This window comes from Mycobacterium sp. NPDC051804 (assembly GCF_044452905.1).
GTDB lineage: Bacteria > Actinomycetota > Actinomycetes > Mycobacteriales > Mycobacteriaceae > Mycobacterium.
Genome location: NZ_JBITCD010000002.1, coordinates 685,478 through 705,824, shown reverse-complemented (window position 1 = coordinate 705,824; position 20,347 = coordinate 685,478). Strand labels below are relative to the sequence as shown.

Here is a 20,347-nt window from a genome sequence, read left to right as displayed (position 1 = left end):
TGGAGGCTGTATGTCCGGACGACTTGAGGGCAAGGTCGCGTTCATCACCGGAGCGGCGCGTGGTCAGGGAAGAGCGCACGCACTCGCGATGGCGACCGAGGGCGCTGACATCGTCGCGATCGACATCTGCAGGCAGATCGATTCGAACCCGTATCCGCTGTCGACTCCCGAAGATTTGGCCGAGACGGAACGTTCGGTCAAAGAGTTGGGCAGGCGTGTCTTCGCAGCGGCCGTCGACGTGCGTGAACGCCATGAACTGCGCGATGCGCTCGAGACTGCACTTGCCGACCTGGGCAAGCTCGATGTCGTTGTCGCGAACGCCGGCATCCTTCCGATGGCGATGGGCAGGCCGCACGACCCGATGGCTTTCGTCGACGCCACCGACGTCGACCTGCTGGGGGTGATGAACACAGTCGCTGTGGCGCTGCCACATCTCGGGCCTGGATCGTCTGTCATCATCACCGGTTCGACGGCCGGCATGATCAACGGCACGACCGACAATCCGGATATGGGGCCTGGCGGTGCCGGGTACGGCTGGAGCAAGCGCGTGCTGATCGAGTACTCGGAGCAACTGTCGCTGCAGGTGGCGCCGAAAATGATCCGGGTGAACACCATTCACCCGACGAACTGCAATACCCACCTCCTGCAGAACGACGGGATTTACAGCATGTTCCGTCCAGATTTGGTGGCGGAAGGAAAAAAGCCGACGCAGGAAGACGCCATGTTGGCTTTCAACTTCTTTCAGGCCATGCCCATTCCATACATCGAGCCCGAAGACATCGCCAACTTAGGCGTGTTTCTTGCCAGCGACGAAAGTCGCTATGTGACGGGCCAGCAGATTCGCGTCGACGCCGGTTCGTTGCTGCGGTGGCCCAACGGGCCGGGAAAGTGACGATAGCGAGGACGGGACAGCGCCGGTTTACTCTCCGAATCGACATGCCAGCGCCCCAGTTTCGGTGCGCCAGCGAGCAATCTTAGGCTGCGGCCAGAGAGAAGGCGGCGTCGGCCGAAACATGCGGATGCGTGGACGATGTGCTCTACGTACCACCGCGCAGACGGCTGTCAGTTTTCACCGTTGACAGTGGGCCCCACCAGTCAGCCGCGGCGCCGCGGGTAGGGAGCAACGATCTCGGAACGCCGCCAATTGCCTGATGCGGGCTATGGAATTTTCACGAAATGTCGTTCGTGGCAGTGGATTCAAGCCCACACGTGAAGTCAACCAGAACGTCTGTCGTCAGCCGTCGACCACATCACGGGATCCGGTCGATCGCTACCCGTAGCCGTACTGCTATTAGGACTCACCAGAGACAGCTGCCTCGCCGGTCTCCAGCTGGCCCATCACCGAAAACAGTTCCTCGTAGATGTTTTCGGGAATGGTGAACGAGTCGGTCCGCGACACGAGGGAGAAGCGCTCGGCAATGTCATCGGCAGTCGCCACGTCGTCGTGACCGGCCATCCAGCCTTCACCGAGTCCGATGAACACTCGTGCGTACCTACCTCCACACGATGAGTAGTTCTGATGACTGACCTGACACGCCCGACTGGCCAAATACGTGACCATTGGCACCACCTTCTCGGGCTTGATCGCGTCGATGAGGCCGGTGCCCGCCAGCGCATCGACGTCAACGGATTCTGAGACCATGCGCGAAAACCCAAAGGGCAAAACAGTATTGGACAGTATCCCGTGGTCGGCGCCTTCCAGCGCGATGACATTGCTCAGGCCGACAAGACCCGCCTTCGCGGCGCCATAGTGCGCCTCCAGGTGCTGGCCGAACATGCCGCCCGAGGACGAGATGAACACGAACCGGCCGTAACCCTGCTTCTTCATGACCTTGAAGGCCGGTTGGCTGAGATAAAATCCCCCGTCGAGATGCACACTGAGCATCTGACGCCACTGAGAGCGCGTCAACTCGTCGAAGGGCACGCTGTTGAAGATTCCGGCGTTGCTGACCACCGCATCAAGGCGGCCGAAATGCTGGAGCGCGGCGTCGACGATTGCCTCCCCGCCCTCCGAGCTGTCCACAGAATCGTGGGAAGCCACTGCACGACCGCCGGAGTTGGTGATTTCCTCGACGACTTGGTCAGCCACAGTTTGATCGGCGCCTTCTCCGCCCATGCTGCCGCCGAGATCGTTGACGACAACAGATGCGCCGCGGCGGGCGAGATCGAGCGCGTATAGCCGCCCCAGTCCACGCCCTGCACCAGTGACGATGACCGCTTGGTCTCTGAAATCAATCATGTTTCCCTTTCGTGTCGTGCATTTCATCTCCTTGTGTTCGGCAACCCGTGTGAGACTGTGCGTGCTCGAATAGCAAGCAGCACTCGTCTGAGCCGACGGATCTCACGAGTCGGCCATGGCGGCCAGCTGGCGTTTGACGACTTTGCCGACGTCGTTGCGCGGTAATTGATCGACGAACACAATGCGCACGGGAACGCGATACGGGGTGAGCCGCTCCCGGCACCACGCGATCAGATCAGCCTCGGTCGGTTCGGGATCCAGCCTCGCGACGAACGCCCACGGCACCTCACCAAGCCGCTCGTCGGGTACACCGACCACGGCTGCCTCCCGCACGCCGTCGGCTGCCAGTAGGACATCCTCGACCGTGCCGGGAAAGACTTTGAGACCGCCCCGGTTGATCATGTCTGAGACTCGGCCGTCCAGCCACAGGAAACCGTCATCGTCGAACCAGCCGAGGTCGCCAGTGTGAAACCAGCCGTCGTCGGTCAGCCTGTCGAGGAAGGCGCCATCGATCTTGCGGGCAGCCGTCGTCGGCGTCCGGACCATCACCTCGTCATCGACGATGGTGACGTCGATTCCGGGCAGCGGCCGACCCACCGAGCCGAGCTTCGTCTCACCCCATTCACGCGCGTCGGCGGCCGACCACCCGACCACCTCACCGCCGAGTTCGGTTTGGCCGTAGGAGTTGAGCACGATCACGCCGAACTTGTCGCGGAAGCGTCCCGCCTGCACCGGGGACAGGGGCGCGGTGATCGATCGGACGATCTTCAACGGCGACAGATCGATCACCGCTTCGTCGTGCAGCACCATGGTGAGCGCTGCGGGCGGCAGTACCGTCGAGCGCAACTGATGTCGCTGAACGAGCGCGGCGAAATCGCTGGGGGAGAAGCGATCCATCAGCACCACGCCTGAACCTGCGCGGAAGGCAAACAGCACCTGATAAATACCGGCCCACAGGGACAGCGACAACGGTACGAGGTTAGGCATCGGCGGGCGCTTCGCCGTAACCGACGCAGGTCTTGCGCCGCGGAGCTTGGCCAGCAGTCGGTCGATCAGATCGAGGACGGTGGCATGTCGAAGCGGTACCGGCTTCGGCGGGCCGGTGGTGCCGGAGGTGAACTGCAGGAGTGCGACGTCGGCGTCGTAGTGCCTGGGGTCGGTCGGTTGATCGGACGACGGCGTCAGTTCCCACCTCAGGCCTGCGCCCATGATGACAGGCAGATCGAAAGCTGAAAACCGTCGTGCGAGTTCCGGTGTCGTGATGACCGCAACTGGCCGGAGCGTCCGCAGTTGAGCGACAAGTTCAACATCAGCCGCCCTGGAATTCAGCGGGGTATACACGCCGCCGGCGTACCACGTCCCGAACAGTGCCGCGATCGTGGTGGCGTCGTTGGGGAGCATCGCCGCCACGACCTGACCGGTTTCGAGCCCACCCTCCCCAAGCAATGAGCCCAGCTGTTTGGCACCCGCCACCAGTTCGGCGCTCGAAACCTGAGAGCCGACCGTGTGCACAGCGACGTCGGGTAAACCGTCGAGCAGTTCGGTCAGGCTCACGAATCCGCCTCCAGCGGTTGCCAATCGGGTGTCCGCTTGTCGGCGAACGCTTGTGGGCCCTCATTTTGGTCGGGATGACCCCACATGGAAGTCAAGTGCTCGGCGCCCGCACGGCACGCGTCGGTCAACCCGTACTCCAGAGCTCCCCACAGCGCACGCTTGGTGGCACGCATGGCCGCGGGTGAATTCTTGGCGATCTTCTCTGCGAGGTCCTGGGCGACTTCGCGTAGCGCCGCGGGAGGATCGACGACCTGGCTGATCATGCCGAGTTCGTAGGCACGCTGGGCGGTGAGCCGTTCATGGCTCCCGACGAGAGCCATTCGCAGAACGGCCTCGGCCGGCATCTTGCGCATCAGCGCGATGGTCTCCAGCGCGCTGACCTGACCGATCGAGACATGCGGGTCGACGAACGTCGCGTCCGAGGATGCGATGACGATGTCCGCGTCGGCGACCCAGTGCAGGCCACCACCCGCGCACACACCGTTGACCGCAGTGATGACGGGTTTGCCGACATTGCAGTGCCAGCCCGTCAGCTTCAGATCCAGCGTGCGCATGGTCTCCTGGAACTGCAACACAGCTTCGCCGTCGAGTTCCTCCACGTCGGCACCCACCTGGAACGCTCGGCCGTTTCCGGTATGCACGATGACGCGTACATCTGGATCGGCATTCAATTCCGCCCAGGCTCTTGGGAACTCTTCGCGCATCACCACGTCGTACGCGTTGAGCCGCTCGGGGCGATTGTTGATGATCCAGCCCACCGGGCCGCGCCGCTCGACGATGAGTCTCGTATAGGTCATGACACCTCCAGCGGCTGCCAGTGCGCGACACGCTTTTCACGCCAGGCATGAACGCCTTCGGCATGGTCGGGGTGGTTGCGCAAACGCCAGATCTCCTCCCCGGCTTCATGTTTTGCCTCCGACAACCCGACCTCGAGCGAACGCCACAACGCCTTCTTCGTGGCCCGCATCGCCGTCGGTGAATTGGTGGCAATCGCTGCGGCCAACGTCGCCGTCACGGCCCGCAATCCGTCCACCGGAACGACCTGGGAAACGATGCCGAGCTCGTAGGCCCGCCGGGCGGAAATGCGCTCACCCTTGCCGCTGAGCGTCATTCGAGTGATCGCCTCCATCGGCGACTTGCGCAGGAGCGTGATTGCCTCGTATGCGACGGCCTGTCCCACCGAAACATGCGGATCGACGAACGTCGCCGACTCGGCGGCGATGACGATGTCGGCGTCGGCCACCAGATGCAGCCCGCCACCCGCGCAGACACCGTTGACCGCCGCGATCACCGGCTTCCATACCCCGCAGTGCCACGACGATATCTTCAGCTCGGCGTCGCGGGTGCGGCGAGAGTGCTTGCGCATCGCTGCCTTGTCACGGGCGACCTGGACGACGTCCATACCTGTACAGAACGCGCGGCCGTTCGCAGTGTTGACGATCACGCGTACCTCAGGGTCGGCGTTCAGGTCGGCCCACGCGTCTTCGAGTTCGTCGAGCATCAGCGCATCGAAGGCATTTCCGGCTTCCGGCCGATTCAGTATCAACCAGCCGATACCGTCGGCACGCTCTACGACGAGCCGTTCGTACGTGCTCACGATCGTGGAATCTCTTTCCAGGGCTTTCCCTTCCACGGATCCGGCTCCTTGGGCAGGCCGAGCACCCGCTCACCGAGGATGTTCTTGTTGATATCGGTTGTGCCGCCTTCGGTCCCGTTGGCGAGGCTGCGCAACATTCCCCGGACGTCTCTGGGCAGCGCATCCTGATCGTCGGTGGCGGGCCAGGCGATCGCGTCGGTGCCGAGGAGATCGACCATCAGATCCTGGATTTGCTGATTGAGCGTGGCTTGATGGATCTTGCCGATCGACGATGCGGCACCGGGGGACTGGCCGGCGGAAAGCGCAGCGCGCACACGGGCGTTCGTCCAGCCACGTATCTGTTCCTGTGCCCACAGGCGCATGACCTTATTCCGGATGACGGGGTCGTCCCATCGCCCGGTTTCCTGCGCGAGGGTGATCAGTCGCTGGGCGCTGGAACCGCCGAGGCGTCCCATACCGCCGGAACCGGACCCCGAAACCATCTGCCGCTCACTGGACAGTGTGGAGGCGCTGACACGCCAGCCGTCGTCGATCTCTCCGACGCGGTGCGCGTCGGGAACTCGCGCCCCATCCAGGAACACCTCGTTGAACTCCGCTTCGCCGGTGATCTGCCGTAGCGGGCGCACCTCGACGCCCGGTTGATGCATATCGAGCAGGAAGTAGGTGATGCCCTTGTGTTTCGGTTGGTCAGGGTTGGTGCGGGCCAACAGAATCGCGAAGTCCGCCTCGTCCGCCCAGGTGGTCCACACCTTCTGCCCGGATATCACCCAGTCCGCGCCGTCGCGCACGGCTCGAGTCGCCAGTGAGGCGAGATCGGAGCCGGCGCCCGGCTCGCTGAACAGCTGACACCATTTCTCTTCGTTGCCGACGATCGGCGGAAGGAAGCGCAGCCGCTGTTCTTCCGTGCCATGACTGAACAGCGCGGCAGCGGCGTTGTTGAGTCCCAGCGGATTCAGCCGGGCAAGCCGCAGGGGGCGAAGCACAGATTCGATCGCGTGTGCGATCTCGCTGCCGACGCCAAGACCGCCGTGCTCGGGAAGCCATGTCGGCACAACGAGACCCGATCGGGCGAACGTCGGATACCACAGCCGGTAATCCTCTTGACTGCGAACCAATCTCAGCGCGTTCGGCCCCTCACGCGCTGCCGCTCGCCACTGCGCGGGCACTTCGGCATCGACCCAATGTTCGACTTCGGCGACGGCATCGGCGGCGGAGGTGGTCGCGGTGATCGGTAGCGTGGTCATCGGCCCTGATACCTTGCCTCGCGTTTATCGCGGAAGGCGGCGAGGCCCTCCTTGAAATCGTCACTGCGACTGGACAGCTCCAGCGCCATGGCTTCGTTTTGTAGATGACGGTCCAGATCGAGTCCGTTGCTGCTCTGCAACAACCACTTGGTGAGCCCGAGCGCGACGGTGGGGGCGGCGGCGAGCTTGCAGACCAGCTCCTCGGCCGCCGAGTCCAATTGGTCGTCGGGATGGGCACCTTGGATGACGCCCCATCCGGCGGCATCGACTCCGGAGATCTCCTCGCCCAGCATCAGCAGCTGTCTGGTCCGGACCATGCCGATGAGGCGGGGCAACAACCACGCCGCACCGCTGTCCGGCGTGAAGCCACGGGCCATGAACGGTTCCCAGAAGCGGGCGTCGTCGGCCGCGATGCAGAAGTCGGATGCCATCGCGATGTGGAAACCGAGGCCCGCGGCCCAACCGCGGACCACCGTGACGATGGGCACCTGGGTCTCGAGCATCAGGGGAATCAGCCTGTTGGCTTTGTTCGGCAACCTGCGCTGTGTGCTCCCGACGCGCGGTTTTCGTTCGGAGCGAGCGTTGCTAGCGACAAGATCGGATCCGGCGCAGAAATCGGGCCCTTCGGCGCCGATGCGGATGACGCGCACGGACTCATCGATACCCGCTTCGACCAGATGCCCGATCAATGCGTCGAGGATCGTGTCGTCGACCGCGTTGCGCTTGCGTTGCCGGTCCAGAGTCAGCCGAAGCACCGAGTGCATCAGTTCGGCACGCAGGCCCGGCACGCTGTCGTAACTCATCGAATCAACGTCCGGAGAACTGCGCCGACACCGCGGTGAGCAGGTCGGACAGGTTTGTCGCCCCGCCGGGCGGATCGGGGAGGCGAACTGGTCCTCGTTCGCGGCTTGGCAACAGGATTGTGGCATGCCCCGGTGCGGTGACCTCGCCACGGTGGTTGGTGGCGGCGAGTTCGAGGTCCACCGCCGGCCGGTTCCCATCCGCGAGATATTTGCGCACGATCGTGCCGGATATCGTGTGAAGGTCGCCCACATAGTTGAAGAGGCGGAACTCGCAATCCAGCTTCCACAGCCAGGCGTCATCGCCCATCCAGTCGGTGCACAGGTGGATCAGCCACGTTTCACGCATGCGGCCGTAATCGAACGTGGTCGGGTTGCCCGCGTTGCGCGCGGCGCCGGGTTCCCAGTGCACGCGCTGCTGAACATCGGGCACGCCGTGTTCGTTGGGCGTGTAGAAACGGGGGATGCGCTGCCGGTTGCGCCACGCCAACCGCAGGGGCCGCACCCCGTACATCCCGGTCCCCATGCCGACGTGCCAGCACACCATGTCCGTCACAGTCAGCGGGCCCTTGGTCAAGGGCCCGACATGGTCGCCCTCGTTGATGTCCTCCCACCAGCGTGGCTCTGCGCCACGTGACACTTCGTGGGCATATCTCTCGTCGAGTTCGGCGATCTCTTCGGAGGTCCAGGTTTTCAGCTCGACGGAGTCGTATTTCTTGCGACTCCGCGCCTTGGTGCGTTCGGTACGGATCATGTTTCGGTACTGGCCACCGAGAATCACGCCCTCGTCGTCACGGAAGACCTGGGCGGACCACTCGTGAACAGCACGGTCGGCGAACTCGCTGCGCTTGTCCAGGGCAGCAACCAGCGCATTGCGCCGAAACACGCGGTGGTTTGCGCGCAGCGGCGCCCACCACTCCCGCGACGACGACGCGTAGAACGCATGCACACCGCGCAGAGGATCGCCCTTGGTCAGCGCGCGGTCCTCGTCGGACAGCGTCGTGACCTCGTCCTCGCCGATCAGGGTGTCTCCACCGACCAGCGCGGGCGGTGCGATCGGTTCGCCCCACACCGATTTCGCCGCATAGGCCGGATCCGCCCACAGCGGGTTGGCATCTCCGTAGCTTTCCGCGATGTGGCGGAAGGCGTCCTCGTTGGGCCGGAAGTAGTGCGGCGGCTGCGTGTGGGGGACGGCGATGCCGATGGTGGCCCGCAACCTGGCCAGCCCGTCATCGGTGATTCGGCCGGTCTCAGAGCCAGAAGTGCGATCAGTCATCCGGCCCCTCCTCCTGGCCCGCATCGTCGTCGGATCGAAGTGGAAATTAAGATACCCGAAAAACGGAAACGCCGTTAACGCAGGGATGGCTGAGATGAGTGAAGAAGCTTCCGGAATCGATGTCGCAGTCGATGGCCACGGTGTGCAGCGAATCACCATCAACCGGCCGGATGTCGGAAACTCGTTGTCGCCCTTGGCGCGTGACGCTCTGACGGAGGCGTTCATACGTGCCAATGACGATCCCGTCGTGCGCGCTGTGCTGTTGAGCGCAGCGGGCACTAGGCATTTCTGCGCGGGCGCAGGTCTCGCCCTCCGGCCTAGTGGTGCGGGGGCGCAGCCAGTGACCGAGAAGCGGCCGGGGGACATCGCGCGCATGCTGCAGCAGGGCTGGCAGCGGCTGGTGGCATCGGTCCTGGACTGTGACAAGCCCGTGGTTGCCGCGGTGAAGGGGACCGCAGCGGGGGCGGGGTCGAGCTTGGTGCTCGCGGCCGATCTCGTCGTCATGTCCACGGACGCAAAGCTTGTCGAGGCTTTCGTGCACCGCGGGATACTGCCGGATTCCGGTGCCATTCACCTGTTGACGCGAATCGTCGGGCTACGAAAGGCCACCGAATTGCTCATGCTCGGCGAACCCGTCGACGCCGCGACATGCGAACGGCTCGGTTTGGTCAATCGGGTGGCCGCGGTGGAGGACACCGATGCCGTCGCCGAGGAGATCGCCCAACGCCTGGCCTCGGGGCCGACGGTGATGCTGACCCTGACGAAGCGGCTGCTGGCGGTGTCGTCGGAGTCGGGTCGCGATCGTGCCTTCGAGCAGGAAGCTTGGGCGCAAGAGGTGGTGTCGCGGACCGCTGACCTGCAGGAGGGTCTGCTGTCGTTCGCCGAGCGCCGTAAGCCACGCTTTCGGGGGTTTTGACGCCTCATTCTTTGAGTGGCCCGCCCCGGATCGTGAACGCCGAGCTGTCATCGATTTGATCGATGGCTTCGGCCACCATTTCCGCCGACAGGGCACTGTCCTCGATGCCCTTGGTCTGCCCGATGAACACCCGCGACACTTTCCCCGCGCCCACCGAGTAGATGTGTGCGGTGCGGTCACAGCTGCCGTGGGACAGATACACGACGACCGGGGTGACCAGTTCGGGATCCATGGCCTTGCCGGCCTCGCCCATGATGTCCTCGGTCATGCGGGTGCGCGCGATGGGGGCAATGGCGTTGATGGCGATGCCGTTGCGAGCGCCTTCGATGGCGAGTACATGCATCATGCCGACCAGTCCCATCTTGGCCGCGCCGTAGTTGGCTTGCCCGAAGTTGCCGAATAGTCCTGTTCCTGAGGTTGTTTGGACGATTCGGCCGTAGTTCTGTTCACGCATGATCGGCCAGACCGCGCGTGTCACGTTGAAGGCGCCGGCGAGGTGTACCGCGATCACCGCGTCGACCTGTTCGGCGGTCATGTTCTTGAATGCGGCGTCACGCAGAATGCCCGCGTTGTTGACCAGGATGTCAGCCCGGCCGTAGGCGTCCATCGCCGCGGCGACGATCGCGGCGCCGCCCTCCTCGGTCGCGACCGAGTCGCCGTTGGCGATCGCAGTGCCACCGGCGGCGATGATCTCGTCGACGACGTTCTGGGCTGCCGACGTCGACCCGCCACTTCCGTCGACCGCGGCTCCTAAGTCGTTGACCACCACGCGGGCACCTCGGCGTGCAAGTTCCACCGCATGACAGCGGCCGAGGCCGCCGCCCGCGCCGGTGACGATGGCTACCTGATTGTCGAAATTGAGAGTCGGCATGATTGAGAGGTTACATTTACTGATAGCGAGAACCATCATTTGCATTGAAGGAGGATCATGGGTGGGCCGACGGCGCTGCTGGGATGTGCGCAGCGGCGTGCCGCGGCACTGCAGGACACGTACCGGCGCTCGGGGTTTTGGTCAGCTCAGCCCGCCGACGTCGTCCGAACCACGGCGACAGCACATCCCGACCGACTCGCGCTCGTCGCCAGAGGAGAAGAACTCACCTACGCCCAACTCGACGAGCGAATCGACCAGGCCTGCCTCCGGATGGCCGCCGCCGGAGTCGAGGGCTCCGAACCGATTGTCGTACTCGTCGGCAACGACGTCGATTCGGTCGTCGCTGTTCACGCAGCGCTACGCCTGGATGCGGTGCTGCTCCTCGTACCCCGAAACGTCGGTGAGACGCAAGTGGCCGACATCATCGCCCGCACCGGCGCCGAGTACGGCGTTGCCCCGAAATCCCCAGGGGCCACAGCGCAACCGCTGCCTGAGACGCTGAACTGGATCGCCGTGGACGTCGACAGCGCTCCATACGTGGAGTACCGATCCCAGCGTGCCGCCGATGAGCCGTGCCTCGTGCTCTACACATCGGGCACTACGTCCAAGCCCAAGGGCGTGATCCATTCGCTGAGTACGTTGATCAAAGCCTCGGCGAACTACATCGCGGCGGCGGAACTGACGGACGACGACCGCATCTTCCTCATCAGCCCGCTCGCGTCGGTCACCGGGGTGCTGCAGGGCCTGTTCATCGGATCGATGCTCGCGGCTCCGGTCATCCTCGAGGACCGTTGGGACCCGTCGGCGACAAGCGAATTGCTCGTCTCGTCGGGGGCAACCTGGTACGGGGGTCCTGATCGGCTGCTGGATCGCATCCTCGACGAAGCGGTGGACCGTCACGCCACGATCTCGTTGCGGGCGGTATATCTGGGTGGAACGATGCTGGATCGTCGCATCGTCGAACGTATCGAGGACGACTTCGGGATCATCGTCATGCGTGCTTATGGATCTTCTGAGGTGCCGGTGAGCACGTCGGGTCTGCGCCACGAACCAAGGGATGTGCGCCATGCCGACGACGGGGTGGCGTTGGCCGATGTGGAGGTGCGCGTTGGCTCGAGCGCTGATCCCACCGAATGCTGCATCCGTGGTCCGCACGCCTTCCTCGGATACACCGATGCCGAGGATGACGCTGCGGCATTCGACGAAGACTGGTTCCGTACCGGAGACGTCGCCGAACTCGACAATGGTCGGGTCCGCATCGTCGGCCGGTTGAAGGACATCATCATCCGAAACGGACTCAAGATCCCAGCGGCCGAAGTCGAGGAAGCAGTCGCGAGAATCGCGGGAGTCCGTGACTGCGCTGCCTATTCGGTTGCCGACAGCACCACCGGTGAAAGGCTGGCGGTTGCGGTGGTCCTCGACTCGGCGGACCAGATGTCACTCTCCGACGTCGCCGGCGCGTTGATGGCCGCGGGTCTGCCCAAGTACAAGCTTCCCGAGGAGCTCGTCTTCTGGGACGAACCGCTACCCGTCAACGCGAACGGCAAGGTCGAACGCAACAAGCTCGAGGCACGATCGGCGGGACGGCCGCGCGTGCTCGCCGACCGCCTCGCAGAGCGTTAATTGCCACGAAATTGCATTACACCAGGTCTCTACTCGACCTTCTGGGAATGCAATTTCGCGGAGATCAGTCTTTGCCCGCGGTGTTGGCGGTCGCCTTGCTCATCTGCGATTGCCAGTCCGATGCACCGCCGCCGCCGTGATCGTGCTTGGACAGCGCCTGAATGGAGACGTCATGGCCCTCGGCCGCTTTGCGTAGCGCACCGACGGTGGCCTGGTCCCTTGCGATGTGGGAGAAGGGATCCCAGTGGTACCAGCGCATGGCGTTCTCGTAGGTCATCTTGTTGACCTCGGCGTCGGGCACGCTGTGCTCGGAGAGCACGTCATGCAATTGCTCGGGGGCGCCTGGCCACATCGAGTCGGAGTGCGGGTAGTCGGCTTCCCAGCAGATGTTGTCGATACCGACCTGATTGCGCAGTTGCACTCCGACATGGTCGGAGATGAAGCATGTCAGGAAGTGGTCGCGGAACACCTCGGAGGGCCTCTGCTTGCCGAAGTCCTGCCCCGTCCAGCCTGCGTGCATTTCGTAGGTACGGTCGGCACGTTCGAGAAAGTAGGGGATCCAACCCGTGCCACCCTCGGACAACGCAATCTTCAGATCTTTGTACTCCTTGATCGGCTTGGACCACAACAGATCCGCGGCCGCCTGCACGATATTCATCGGCTGCAAGGTGATCATCACGTCCATCGGCGCGTCGGGTGCGGTGATGGCCAGCTTGCCTGACGAGCCGATGTGGACGTTCATCACGGTGTCGGTGTCGACAAGCGCGTCCCACATCGGCTTCCAGTAGTCGAGGTCGTGAAAGCTGGGGTAGCCCAGAGCGGCAGGGTTCTCCGTGAACGTCAATGCGTGTACGCCGCGTTCGGCGTTACGGCGAATCTCCCTGGCGCACAGCTCGGCATCCCAGATCACCGGCAGCGTCATCGGGATGAACCGCGCTGGATAGGCACCACACCACTCTTCGACGTGCCAATCGTTGTAGGCCTGCACTAGAGCCAACGAGAACTCCTGATCCTCGGTCACGAACAGGCGCCCGGCGAACCCCGGGAAGGACGGGAAACAAATGGAGCCCAGGATGCCGCCGGCGTTCATGTCCTTGATGCGCTCGTCGACCTGCCAGCAGCCGGGCCGGATTTCGTCGAGGCCCTGGGGCTCAAGGCCGTATTCTTCTTTGGGGCGGCCTGCGACGGCGTTGAGTGCGACGTTGGGGATGATCACGTCGCGGAATTGCCAAGTGTCGGACCCGTCCGGGTTGTGCACGAGCCTGGGGGCCTCGTCGAGGTACTTTGTAGCCAGATGGTTGCGAAACATGTCCGGTGGCTCGACGATGTGATCGTCCACGCTGATCAGAATCATGTCCTCTTTATTCATTCCTGTTCCTTTCCAACATCTTCCATAGCCGGCCGAAAGATCGGCACGACGAAGCCGTCATCGTCATCACGAAAAGCGATCGTGAGTTCCAGTTCTGCGCTCAGGCTTTCGACTGGACAGTCTTCGACGACGGTCATCAGCCGAGGACCCTCGACTAGGTCGACCATCGCCACCACGTACGGCGTGCGTACGTCGAAGGGCGCTCCGTTCTGGTGGACCACGCTCCACGTATATAGACGCGCGTGTCCGGTGGCCGGCGTCGGAGCGACGTCCTCGCTCCAGCAATGTGGGCAGAACGGCCGGACGTACAGCGATTTGCGCCCACACGTGCTACACGCGTTGAGCAACAGACGGCGGTCCTGGATCGCCGTCCACCACGCCTCGCTGTCGGAGTCGATTGTCGGCCGGTCCGGGCCCATGGGTACGTCCATCACGACCTCCCCAAGATCATCGTCGCGCTGTGGCTGAAGAAACCGCCCATTGCGTGCACACACGCCAGGCGGGCATCGTCGATCTGTCTGAGCCCGCATTCACCCCGCAGTTGTCGCACCGCTTCGACCATGAGAAACATGCCTCGCATACCCGGATGGCACGACGCGAGGCCGCCGCCGTCGGTGTTCGTGGGCAAGGCTCCGCCGGGACGAAGAGCGCCCGAACCGATGAATGCTCCACCCTCTCCCTTGGCACAGAAGCCGAGGTCTTCGACGGTCAACAGCACGGTGGAGGTGAATGAGTCGTAGAGTTGACACACGTCGATGTCACCCGGGGAGATTCCGGCACGGGCGAACGCCCGCGGCCCTGACAGTGCCGCCGCGGACGTGGTGAAGTCGCCCCACTCGCTCATGCGGACATGTGACGTCGCATCGGCGGACCCGAGAATCCAGATCGGCTCCTTGGCACAGTCCTTCGCCACCCGCTCGCCGGCGAGCACCACCGCGCCGCCGCCGTCGGTGCGCAGGCACACATGCCTGGACGTGAACGGATCGGCGAGCATCGGCGCAGCCGCCACGTCGGCCAGGGTTATACGTTCGCGATCGAATGCGTTGTCGTTCATAGCCGCCCACTCATGGGCCGCGACCGCGACTTCGGCCAGATGCTCGACGGCTGTGCCGAACTGGATCATGTGCCGCCTGGCGGCCATCGCATACTTGGCGATCAAAGTCGCACCGTAGGGGGCCTCGTACTGCAAGGCACCCCCGGTGCTCATGGCTGCCGCTGAGGCGCGCGCACGACGTTTGACGTCGGATCGGGCGGTGGAGCCGTAAGTCAGGAGCGCCACGTCGATCTCGCCCGCTGCGATGGCCGCGGCGGCGTGGATGGCCATCACCTCCCACGATGAACCACCGACGTTGGTCGCATCGACCCAGCTAGGGCGTAGACCGAGATATTCACTCACCTCGATCGGGGGCAGCAGAGCGCCGTGCCCGCCGAATCCTTCGATGTCGCCTTTGGACAGTCCGGCGTCGGCGATTGCCCGGCGCGATGACTGGGCCATCAAACCCATGGCCGTCTGATCGGGCACGCGGCCGCAATCGGACAGACTCGCCCCCACGATGGCAACTCGCTGCCCTGGCATACGTCATGGTTACCACATTGATAATGCCGTTAACGACTTCACGCAATGAACGTTCTCATTCCGCTAACGTAAAGACATGCGGGGATCGCTGCGGGAGACCTTGAGTGGCGACGGCCTTGTGCTGTGTCTGGCCCTGTTGAATGCGCGCACCCCCGATGTCCCTGCCATCGCAGCGGCATGTGGTTATGACGCGGTCTACATCGATCTCGAGCACACCTCGACATCCCTGGAAACCGCGGCGATGCTCTGCACGAGTGCGGTCGGCGCCGGTATATCGGGATTGGTGCGGGTACCGTCACACGACCCAAGCACGATCGCTCGAGTACTCGATTGTGGAGCAGTTGGAGTCATTGTCCCACATGTGAATTCGAAACAGGAGGCCGAAGCGGTCGTCAATGCCGCGAGATTCCCGCCGTACGGGCGTCGATCGATATCGGGACCGAATCCGGTAAGCGGCTACGAGCCAGTGTCCGCATCGGAGCTGACCGCCGTTCTCGAACGTCGCACGGTGGTGGCAGTGATGATCGAGACGCCCGAAGCCGTCGCTGCGAGCAGTGCGATAGCGGAGGCGAAAGGCGTCGATATGATCCTACTCGGGCCCAGTGACCTGACGGCCGAGATGGGCATACACGGGCAGTATGAGAATGATGATTTCCGCCGTGCAGTAGACTCTGTGGCAGCGGCTTGCCGTGAGCACGGCGTGGCGTTCGGAATTGCTGGAATCAAGTCTGTTGACCTGCTCAAACGCTTCATCGGACTTGGTCTGCGATTCATTTCGGCGGGTACGGACGTCGGGATGATGACCGAAGCGGCTACGGCCCGCGCGCGTGTCTTGCGGGAGCTCGAGACCTAACGAGGAGGACTGATGCCCACCGCGATCTACACCGAACAGGTCACTGACCCGATGGCCTGGACCGGCGCCGATTTCACCAGCAAGGAAGATTTCACCTTCGACCTCTCGTCGCGCAATGTGTCTGCGCTGGAATCGATTCTGGCGAAGACATCTGCGAAGGGCCGTGACGAGATCACGCCGGACGACGCTCGTCATCCCCATCTCGACGATGACTTGGCGCGGCTTTACCAGGACCTCATGTACGGCAAGGGTCTGGCGTGCGTTCGCGGGTTCCCGGTCGAGCAACACTCCATCGAAGACCTCGAGCGCATATACTGGGCCTTCTGCACACACCTGGGCTACCTGGTATCCAACAATTCGTTCGGCCACCGCATGGTGCGCGTGCAGGAGGAGATCCTGCCCAACGGCGTGCAACCGGCTCGCGGAACCAAGTCCAGAGCCGAGCTCGCGATGCACAACGACGCCGCCGATATTCTCTCGCTGCTGTGTGTGTATCCCGCGGCACAGGGCGGCGAAAGCCAGTTCGCAAGTGGCCCAGCCGCGCACAACCGAATCCTTGCCGAACGCCCTGAGCTGCTTGATGTGCTGTACCAGGGTTTCCCGCACCACCGTCGCAGCGAACAACCTGACGACCAACCTGACGTCACGCCCTACGACGTGCCCGTGTTCTCGCAGATCGACGGTCGTATCTGCATAAACTTCACCTACAGCAGCATCCTGCCCGCCATGAAGACCCTTGGCCGTGAATTCACGCCAGAGCAGGACGAGGCCATCGAGTTGCTGCGCAACATCCTGGTCGAGCAGCAGGTCGAGTTCCGGCTCGAATCCGGTGAAGCAGCAGTTGCCAACAACTTCGCGATGTGTCATTCGCGATCGGACTTCGTCAGCAGCAATGATCCGAAGAAAGCGCGGTGCTTCCTGCGCGCCTGGATGGAGGTGCCGCGCGAGGACCGCCGGCTCCCCATCGGTCGTGAGTATTTTCACATGGAGAACAAGGATCTGCGGTTGGGTTACGACATCGTCGACGGCCGCGATGGTTCCATCGCCCGCAACGACTACAAGAACGTGAACGCCGAACTCGCCGATATGTTCAAGGCGGCGCAGGCGAAGCCCAAAGCCAGGCAATGAACGGACGGCCGCGACTGGTCTACGAACGATGGACCGATCCTGCCGCCGGCGAAATACTCGACGTCGCGGACATCGACATCGTCAAGCTTGACCTGGCGGCATCCAGTGAACAAGGTTGGGGCGCACTCGAATCGGCGCACGGCTACCAGGTGGCGACCCGCACCGACGTCGCGTCCGTGGACAACGGCGTGCAGTGGTTGGCGGATCGCGATTTGGTGCAACGGTGCCGACAGCTGCTGGCGGTTTGCTCTGCGGGTGCGGGCTACGACGTGATCGACGTCGAGGCCTGTACACAGGCGGGAATCGCAGTGTGCAACAACTCGGGTCCCGGTGCGGAGGCGGTCGCCGAACACGCGCTGGGGTTCATGCTCGACCTCGCCAAGAAGATCACGGTCGCGGACCGCGCGTTGCGGGATGGACCGCTCGTTGACCGATTGGCGCTGCAGGGGACTCAGCTGCTCGGCAAGACGCTGGGGGTGGTCGGGCTCGGTGCCATCGGCAGCCGTCTGGTGGAGTTGTGCACGCCGTTCGGGATGGAGGTCATTGTCTTCGATCCGTACGTCAACGACGCGACCGCCGACGATCGCGGTGTGCGGCTGGTGCAGCTCGACGAGCTGATCGAGCGCTCGGATTTCATTCAGGTGACGTGTCCGTTGACCAGAGAGACGCACGGTCTGATCGGGCGTCCGCAGTTCGCCGCGATGAAACCGACCGCTTTCTTCATCACCACAGCGCGCGGACCAGTGCACGACGAGAGGGCCCTCCTCGACGCGCTCGTCAGCGGGGGTATTGCGGGCGCTGGTCTTGACGTGTTCCACGAGGAACCACCCCGACCGGACAACCCGCTCCTGCACCTCGACAACGTGGTGGCCACCCCGCACACGGCGGGCATCACGATCGAAGCTGCGCGTGATCTTGCGGTCGCCACGGCCACGCAGTGGCAGACGATCTTCGCCGGAGCTATGCCGCCCCGACTGCTCAATCCCGACGTGTGGCCCAGGTATTGCGAGAGGTTCCACGACATCTTGGGGTTCCGTCCGAGCGCCGAAACACTCTTGGAGAGAAGAGAATGAGCCGGTGAACAACTACGACACGATCGACGTGGAGGTCCGTGGACACACGGCTTGCGTGACGCTGAACCGGCCTGACGTGCTCAACGCGATCAATGACGAGATGATCGCCGAGCTCGCGATGGCGTATGCGGACATAGAGAATTCGCAGGACATCTGGACGATGATCATCACCGGTGCCGGCCGCGCGCTGTGCGTCGGCGCCGACGTGAACAAGGCAGCCGATCACGACATGGAGAACGCGGCGGGCATCGACAATCAGGGCGAGCCGATCCTGAGCTCGCTGCGGCAGTGGGATGCGCCGCAGGAGGCGACGCCGCCCTGGATGCAGATGACGAAGCCGATCATCTGCGCCGTCAACGGCATTGCGTGCGGTGCGGGAATGGATCTCGTCACGACAGCGGACATCACCATCGCATCCGAGCATGCGACATTGATGGATCCACACGTGAGTATCGGCGTCACCTCGGGACGCGAAGGTGTCCGGCTGGCGCGCGTTTTGCCGCTGCCCGTCGCCATGCGACTGATCCTGATGGGTAAGCACGAGCGCCTGGACGCGCAGCGCGCCTACGACCTGGGGGTGTTCACCGAGGTGGTCGCGCACGATTCGCTGATGGACCGCGCCTGGGACATCGCGGAGGTGGTGAACTCGAATGCGCCTCTAGCGGTGCGTGGTTCGCGGATGGCTGTGCGTAAGGGCATGAACCTGCCGATCTACGAAGCCGAACTACTCGCCGAGAACTATCGGATGAAGGTGGCGCTGACGAAGGACGCCATCGAGGGGCCGCGCGCCTTTCTCGAAAAGCGCAAGCCGGACTGGCGAGCGCTCTAGTTCTTCAGCTGTCGCGTGGGCCCAACCCGCGAGGGCCCTGCTGGGCGGCGATTCGTCACGCCATCCCGAAGAAGTTCTTCGCGTTGGTGGACAACACCTTCCGCTTGGTTTCTTCGTCGAGTCCCTCCGTGGCTTTGTTCGCGACATCCATGCTCTTGGGCCAATTGGTGTCGTTGTGCGGATAGTCGGTCTCGAACATCAGTTGGTCTTCGCCGACGAGGTCGAGGATGCGGAACGCCACCGGATCACCGAACGTCGAGAACCAGACGCGTCCGGGGACCTGGCTGCTCGGTGGCTCGGTCAGCAGGGGATGGATACCGCCCCATGCGCGCCTGTCCTCCCACACTTCGTCGACGCGCTGCAGGTAGTAGGGAATCCAGCCGGCCTGCGCCTCGGCGAAGGCGATCTTCAGTTTGGGGAATTGCTTGAGCTTGGCGGAGAAGAGCCAATCGACCAGCGCGATGGTGCAGTTGACCGCCATCAGCGCGCTCGTCACGACATGCGGCGCGTCCGGGGAGGACTTGGTGAGTGAGGAGCTCGACCCGATGTGCAGCATGATGCCGACCTCGTTGCGCTCGCATGCGGCGAAGAACGGATCCCAGTAGCCGCTGTGGATGGACGGCAGGTCGAGGCGAGCGGGCAGCTCGGAGAAGCACACGGCCCGCATGCCCTTGGCCGCGACACGGTCGACTTCCTTGGCGGCGAGTTCGACATCCCAGAGCGGAATGATGCCGAGCGGAATCAACCTGCCATCCGAGCCCGCCCCCCACTCGTCGATCTGAAAGTCGTTGTAGGCCTGAACGCACAGCAGTGAGAGCTCTTTGTCCTTGCCGTAGAGAAACCGCTGTCCGCAGAAGCGAACCAATGTATTGGGAAAGCAGGCAGAGGCCTCGATGCCTGCGATGTCCATGTCGGCGAGCCGATCGGCCGGACGGAAGCATCCCGGGCGCATCTCGTCGTAGGTGATGGGGTCGGTGGTCAGCTCATCGAGTTCATAGCCGGCGGCCGCACTGATGAGCGGAATGGGGATGATCGCATCTTCGTAGTGCCAGATATCGGCGTCGCGGCCGTCCTCGTCGTCGATGAACGCGACATCGGACGTGACACTCGGATCCATGCGCCCGCGGTGGCGGATGATTCTTGGGCCGATATCCCGATAGCGCTCAGGCAGCCGGCTGGTCCACAAATCGGCCGGCTCGACGAGGTGGTCGTCCGGAGAAACGATGAGAATATCTGCGGTCAAGGCTGCACTCCTTCGAGGACGAACTGCGGCTTCATCTTGCAGAACTTTGATTCCCGCAAGCGAGAATGAGCATTTCCAGAGTAACGCATAACGACGGCCTGGCGCGGGCGGCCTACCTACACGTGTAGGTAGACCGCACAGTACGAGCGCAGAACG

General features: G+C 63.5%; 19 protein-coding genes. 7 read left to right on the top strand and 12 right to left on the bottom strand.

What is annotated here, in order from left to right; translation table 11 throughout:
• Window positions 1–10: 10 nt before the first annotated feature.
• The gene (locus ACIA48_RS09115) at window positions 11–892 is read left to right on the top strand and encodes a mycofactocin-coupled SDR family oxidoreductase (RefSeq protein WP_396729917.1); all 882 of its coding nucleotides are present in this window, start codon (window positions 11–13) and stop codon (window positions 890–892) included.
• 399 nt (window positions 893–1,291) lie between these two features.
• Here the strand turns inward: ACIA48_RS09115 and ACIA48_RS09110 are convergent, their stop codons facing one another.
• From ACIA48_RS09110 to ACIA48_RS09080, 7 genes are all read right to left on the bottom strand, one after another.
• The gene (locus ACIA48_RS09110) at window positions 1,292–2,239 is read right to left on the bottom strand and encodes an SDR family NAD(P)-dependent oxidoreductase (RefSeq protein WP_396729915.1); all 948 of its coding nucleotides are present in this window, start codon (window positions 2,237–2,239) and stop codon (window positions 1,292–1,294) included.
• A gap of 102 nt (window positions 2,240–2,341) precedes the next feature.
• On the bottom strand, window positions 2,342–3,793 hold the full coding sequence (locus tag ACIA48_RS09105) for a class I adenylate-forming enzyme family protein (RefSeq protein WP_396729913.1): 1,452 nt from the start codon (window positions 3,791–3,793) through the stop codon (window positions 2,342–2,344).
• Complete coding sequence (locus tag ACIA48_RS09100; protein WP_396729912.1) at window positions 3,790–4,590, bottom strand: enoyl-CoA hydratase/isomerase family protein; 801 nt, start codon at window positions 4,588–4,590, stop codon at window positions 3,790–3,792. Before ACIA48_RS09100 ends, ACIA48_RS09105 begins: the two co-directional genes overlap by 4 nt.
• On the bottom strand, window positions 4,587–5,390 hold the full coding sequence (locus ACIA48_RS09095) for an enoyl-CoA hydratase/isomerase family protein (RefSeq protein ID WP_396729910.1): 804 nt from the start codon (window positions 5,388–5,390) through the stop codon (window positions 4,587–4,589). Before ACIA48_RS09095 ends, ACIA48_RS09100 begins: the two co-directional genes overlap by 4 nt.
• The gene (locus ACIA48_RS09090; RefSeq protein WP_396729909.1) at window positions 5,387–6,634 is read right to left on the bottom strand and encodes an acyl-CoA dehydrogenase family protein; all 1,248 of its coding nucleotides are present in this window, start codon (window positions 6,632–6,634) and stop codon (window positions 5,387–5,389) included. The genes ACIA48_RS09095 and ACIA48_RS09090 overlap by 4 nt, the downstream gene beginning before the upstream one ends.
• A complete protein-coding gene (locus ACIA48_RS09085; RefSeq protein WP_396729907.1) occupies window positions 6,631–7,437 on the bottom strand; it encodes an enoyl-CoA hydratase/isomerase family protein in 807 nt (268 codons plus the stop codon). Before ACIA48_RS09085 ends, ACIA48_RS09090 begins: the two co-directional genes overlap by 4 nt.
• Window positions 7,438–7,441: 4 nt before the next feature.
• Entirely contained in the window at window positions 7,442–8,710 is a 1,269-nt protein-coding gene (locus ACIA48_RS09080; protein WP_396729906.1) for a hypothetical protein, read from the bottom strand.
• Between the two features lie 85 nt (window positions 8,711–8,795).
• On the opposite strand from ACIA48_RS09080, the gene ACIA48_RS09075 reads away from it, so the two are divergent.
• Window positions 8,796–9,626 carry an enoyl-CoA hydratase/isomerase family protein gene (locus ACIA48_RS09075; protein WP_396729904.1) on the top strand — a complete coding sequence of 277 codons (831 nt, stop codon included), beginning with the start codon at window positions 8,796–8,798 and terminating at the stop codon, window positions 9,624–9,626.
• A 4-nt stretch (window positions 9,627–9,630) separates the two neighbouring features.
• On the opposite strand, the gene ACIA48_RS09070 is transcribed toward ACIA48_RS09075, so the two are convergent.
• A complete protein-coding gene (locus ACIA48_RS09070) occupies window positions 9,631–10,497 on the bottom strand; it encodes an SDR family NAD(P)-dependent oxidoreductase (RefSeq protein ID WP_396729901.1) in 867 nt (288 codons plus the stop codon).
• Window positions 10,498–10,554: 57 nt separating this feature from the next.
• On the opposite strand from ACIA48_RS09070, the gene ACIA48_RS09065 reads away from it, so the two are divergent.
• Window positions 10,555–12,120, top strand: coding sequence for a class I adenylate-forming enzyme family protein (locus tag ACIA48_RS09065; RefSeq protein ID WP_396729899.1), 1,566 nt, complete (start codon window positions 10,555–10,557; stop codon window positions 12,118–12,120).
• Between the two features lie 64 nt (window positions 12,121–12,184).
• On the opposite strand, the gene ACIA48_RS09060 is transcribed toward ACIA48_RS09065, so the two are convergent.
• From ACIA48_RS09060 to ACIA48_RS09050, 3 genes are read right to left on the bottom strand one after another with little or no spacing between them, the layout of a single operon-like run.
• Window positions 12,185–13,489, bottom strand: a complete 1,305-nt coding sequence (locus tag ACIA48_RS09060; RefSeq protein ID WP_396729897.1) for an amidohydrolase family protein — start codon at window positions 13,487–13,489, stop codon at window positions 12,185–12,187.
• Window positions 13,486–13,920 carry a Zn-ribbon domain-containing OB-fold protein gene (locus ACIA48_RS09055; RefSeq protein WP_396729895.1) on the bottom strand — a complete coding sequence of 145 codons (435 nt, stop codon included), beginning with the start codon at window positions 13,918–13,920 and terminating at the stop codon, window positions 13,486–13,488. The genes ACIA48_RS09060 and ACIA48_RS09055 overlap by 4 nt, the downstream gene beginning before the upstream one ends.
• On the bottom strand, window positions 13,920–15,065 hold the full coding sequence (locus ACIA48_RS09050; protein ID WP_396729893.1) for an acetyl-CoA acetyltransferase: 1,146 nt from the start codon (window positions 15,063–15,065) through the stop codon (window positions 13,920–13,922). The genes ACIA48_RS09055 and ACIA48_RS09050 overlap by 1 nt, the downstream gene beginning before the upstream one ends.
• 76 nt (window positions 15,066–15,141) lie before the next feature.
• Here ACIA48_RS09050 and ACIA48_RS09045 point away from each other — a divergent pair, with 76 nt between their 5' ends.
• Genes ACIA48_RS09045 through ACIA48_RS09030 form a run of 4 tightly spaced genes read left to right on the top strand, consistent with a single transcriptional unit; the run spans window position 15,142 to window position 18,948 of the window.
• On the top strand, window positions 15,142–15,918 hold the full coding sequence (locus ACIA48_RS09045) for an HpcH/HpaI aldolase/citrate lyase family protein (RefSeq protein WP_396729891.1): 777 nt from the start codon (window positions 15,142–15,144) through the stop codon (window positions 15,916–15,918).
• 12 nt (window positions 15,919–15,930) lie between these two features.
• Window positions 15,931–17,046 carry a TauD/TfdA family dioxygenase gene (locus tag ACIA48_RS09040; protein WP_396729888.1) on the top strand — a complete coding sequence of 372 codons (1,116 nt, stop codon included), beginning with the start codon at window positions 15,931–15,933 and terminating at the stop codon, window positions 17,044–17,046.
• Window positions 17,043–18,119 (top strand): hydroxyacid dehydrogenase, encoded by a 1,077-nt coding sequence (locus tag ACIA48_RS09035; RefSeq protein ID WP_396729886.1) that lies wholly within the window; start codon window positions 17,043–17,045, stop codon window positions 18,117–18,119. The genes ACIA48_RS09040 and ACIA48_RS09035 overlap by 4 nt, the downstream gene beginning before the upstream one ends.
• A gap of 4 nt (window positions 18,120–18,123) precedes the next feature.
• On the top strand, window positions 18,124–18,948 hold the full coding sequence (locus ACIA48_RS09030) for an enoyl-CoA hydratase/isomerase family protein (RefSeq protein WP_396729884.1): 825 nt from the start codon (window positions 18,124–18,126) through the stop codon (window positions 18,946–18,948).
• A gap of 55 nt (window positions 18,949–19,003) precedes the next feature.
• On the opposite strand, the gene ACIA48_RS09025 is transcribed toward ACIA48_RS09030, so the two are convergent.
• On the bottom strand, window positions 19,004–20,191 hold the full coding sequence (locus ACIA48_RS09025) for an amidohydrolase family protein (RefSeq protein WP_396729882.1): 1,188 nt from the start codon (window positions 20,189–20,191) through the stop codon (window positions 19,004–19,006).
• Window positions 20,192–20,347: the final 156 nt, after the last annotated feature.

What these genes read in the sequence shown, in the direction of transcription:
- ACIA48_RS09115 (WP_396729917.1), top strand. Translation starts at nt 11, where the DNA reads ATGTCCGGACGACTTGAGGGCAAGGTCGCGTTCATCACCGGAGCGGCG.
- ACIA48_RS09110 (WP_396729915.1), bottom strand. Translation starts at nt 2,239, where the DNA reads ATGATTGATTTCAGAGACCAAGCGGTCATCGTCACTGGTGCAGGGCGT.
- ACIA48_RS09100 (WP_396729912.1), bottom strand. Translation starts at nt 4,590, where the DNA reads ATGACCTATACGAGACTCATCGTCGAGCGGCGCGGCCCGGTGGGCTGG.
- ACIA48_RS09090 (WP_396729909.1), bottom strand. Translation starts at nt 6,634, where the DNA reads ATGACCACGCTACCGATCACCGCGACCACCTCCGCCGCCGATGCCGTC.
- ACIA48_RS09085 (WP_396729907.1), bottom strand. Translation starts at nt 7,437, where the DNA reads ATGAGTTACGACAGCGTGCCGGGCCTGCGTGCCGAACTGATGCACTCG.
- ACIA48_RS09080 (WP_396729906.1), bottom strand. Translation starts at nt 8,710, where the DNA reads ATGACTGATCGCACTTCTGGCTCTGAGACCGGCCGAATCACCGATGAC.
- ACIA48_RS09075 (WP_396729904.1), top strand. Translation starts at nt 8,796, where the DNA reads ATGGCTGAGATGAGTGAAGAAGCTTCCGGAATCGATGTCGCAGTCGAT.
- ACIA48_RS09070 (WP_396729901.1), bottom strand. Translation starts at nt 10,497, where the DNA reads ATGCCGACTCTCAATTTCGACAATCAGGTAGCCATCGTCACCGGCGCG.
- ACIA48_RS09065 (WP_396729899.1), top strand. Translation starts at nt 10,555, where the DNA reads ATGGGTGGGCCGACGGCGCTGCTGGGATGTGCGCAGCGGCGTGCCGCG.
- ACIA48_RS09060 (WP_396729897.1), bottom strand. Translation starts at nt 13,489, where the DNA reads ATGAATAAAGAGGACATGATTCTGATCAGCGTGGACGATCACATCGTC.
- ACIA48_RS09055 (WP_396729895.1), bottom strand. Translation starts at nt 13,920, where the DNA reads ATGGACGTACCCATGGGCCCGGACCGGCCGACAATCGACTCCGACAGC.
- ACIA48_RS09050 (WP_396729893.1), bottom strand. Translation starts at nt 15,065, where the DNA reads ATGCCAGGGCAGCGAGTTGCCATCGTGGGGGCGAGTCTGTCCGATTGC.
- ACIA48_RS09045 (WP_396729891.1), top strand. Translation starts at nt 15,142, where the DNA reads ATGCGGGGATCGCTGCGGGAGACCTTGAGTGGCGACGGCCTTGTGCTG.
- ACIA48_RS09040 (WP_396729888.1), top strand. Translation starts at nt 15,931, where the DNA reads ATGCCCACCGCGATCTACACCGAACAGGTCACTGACCCGATGGCCTGG.
- ACIA48_RS09035 (WP_396729886.1), top strand. Translation starts at nt 17,043, where the DNA reads ATGAACGGACGGCCGCGACTGGTCTACGAACGATGGACCGATCCTGCC.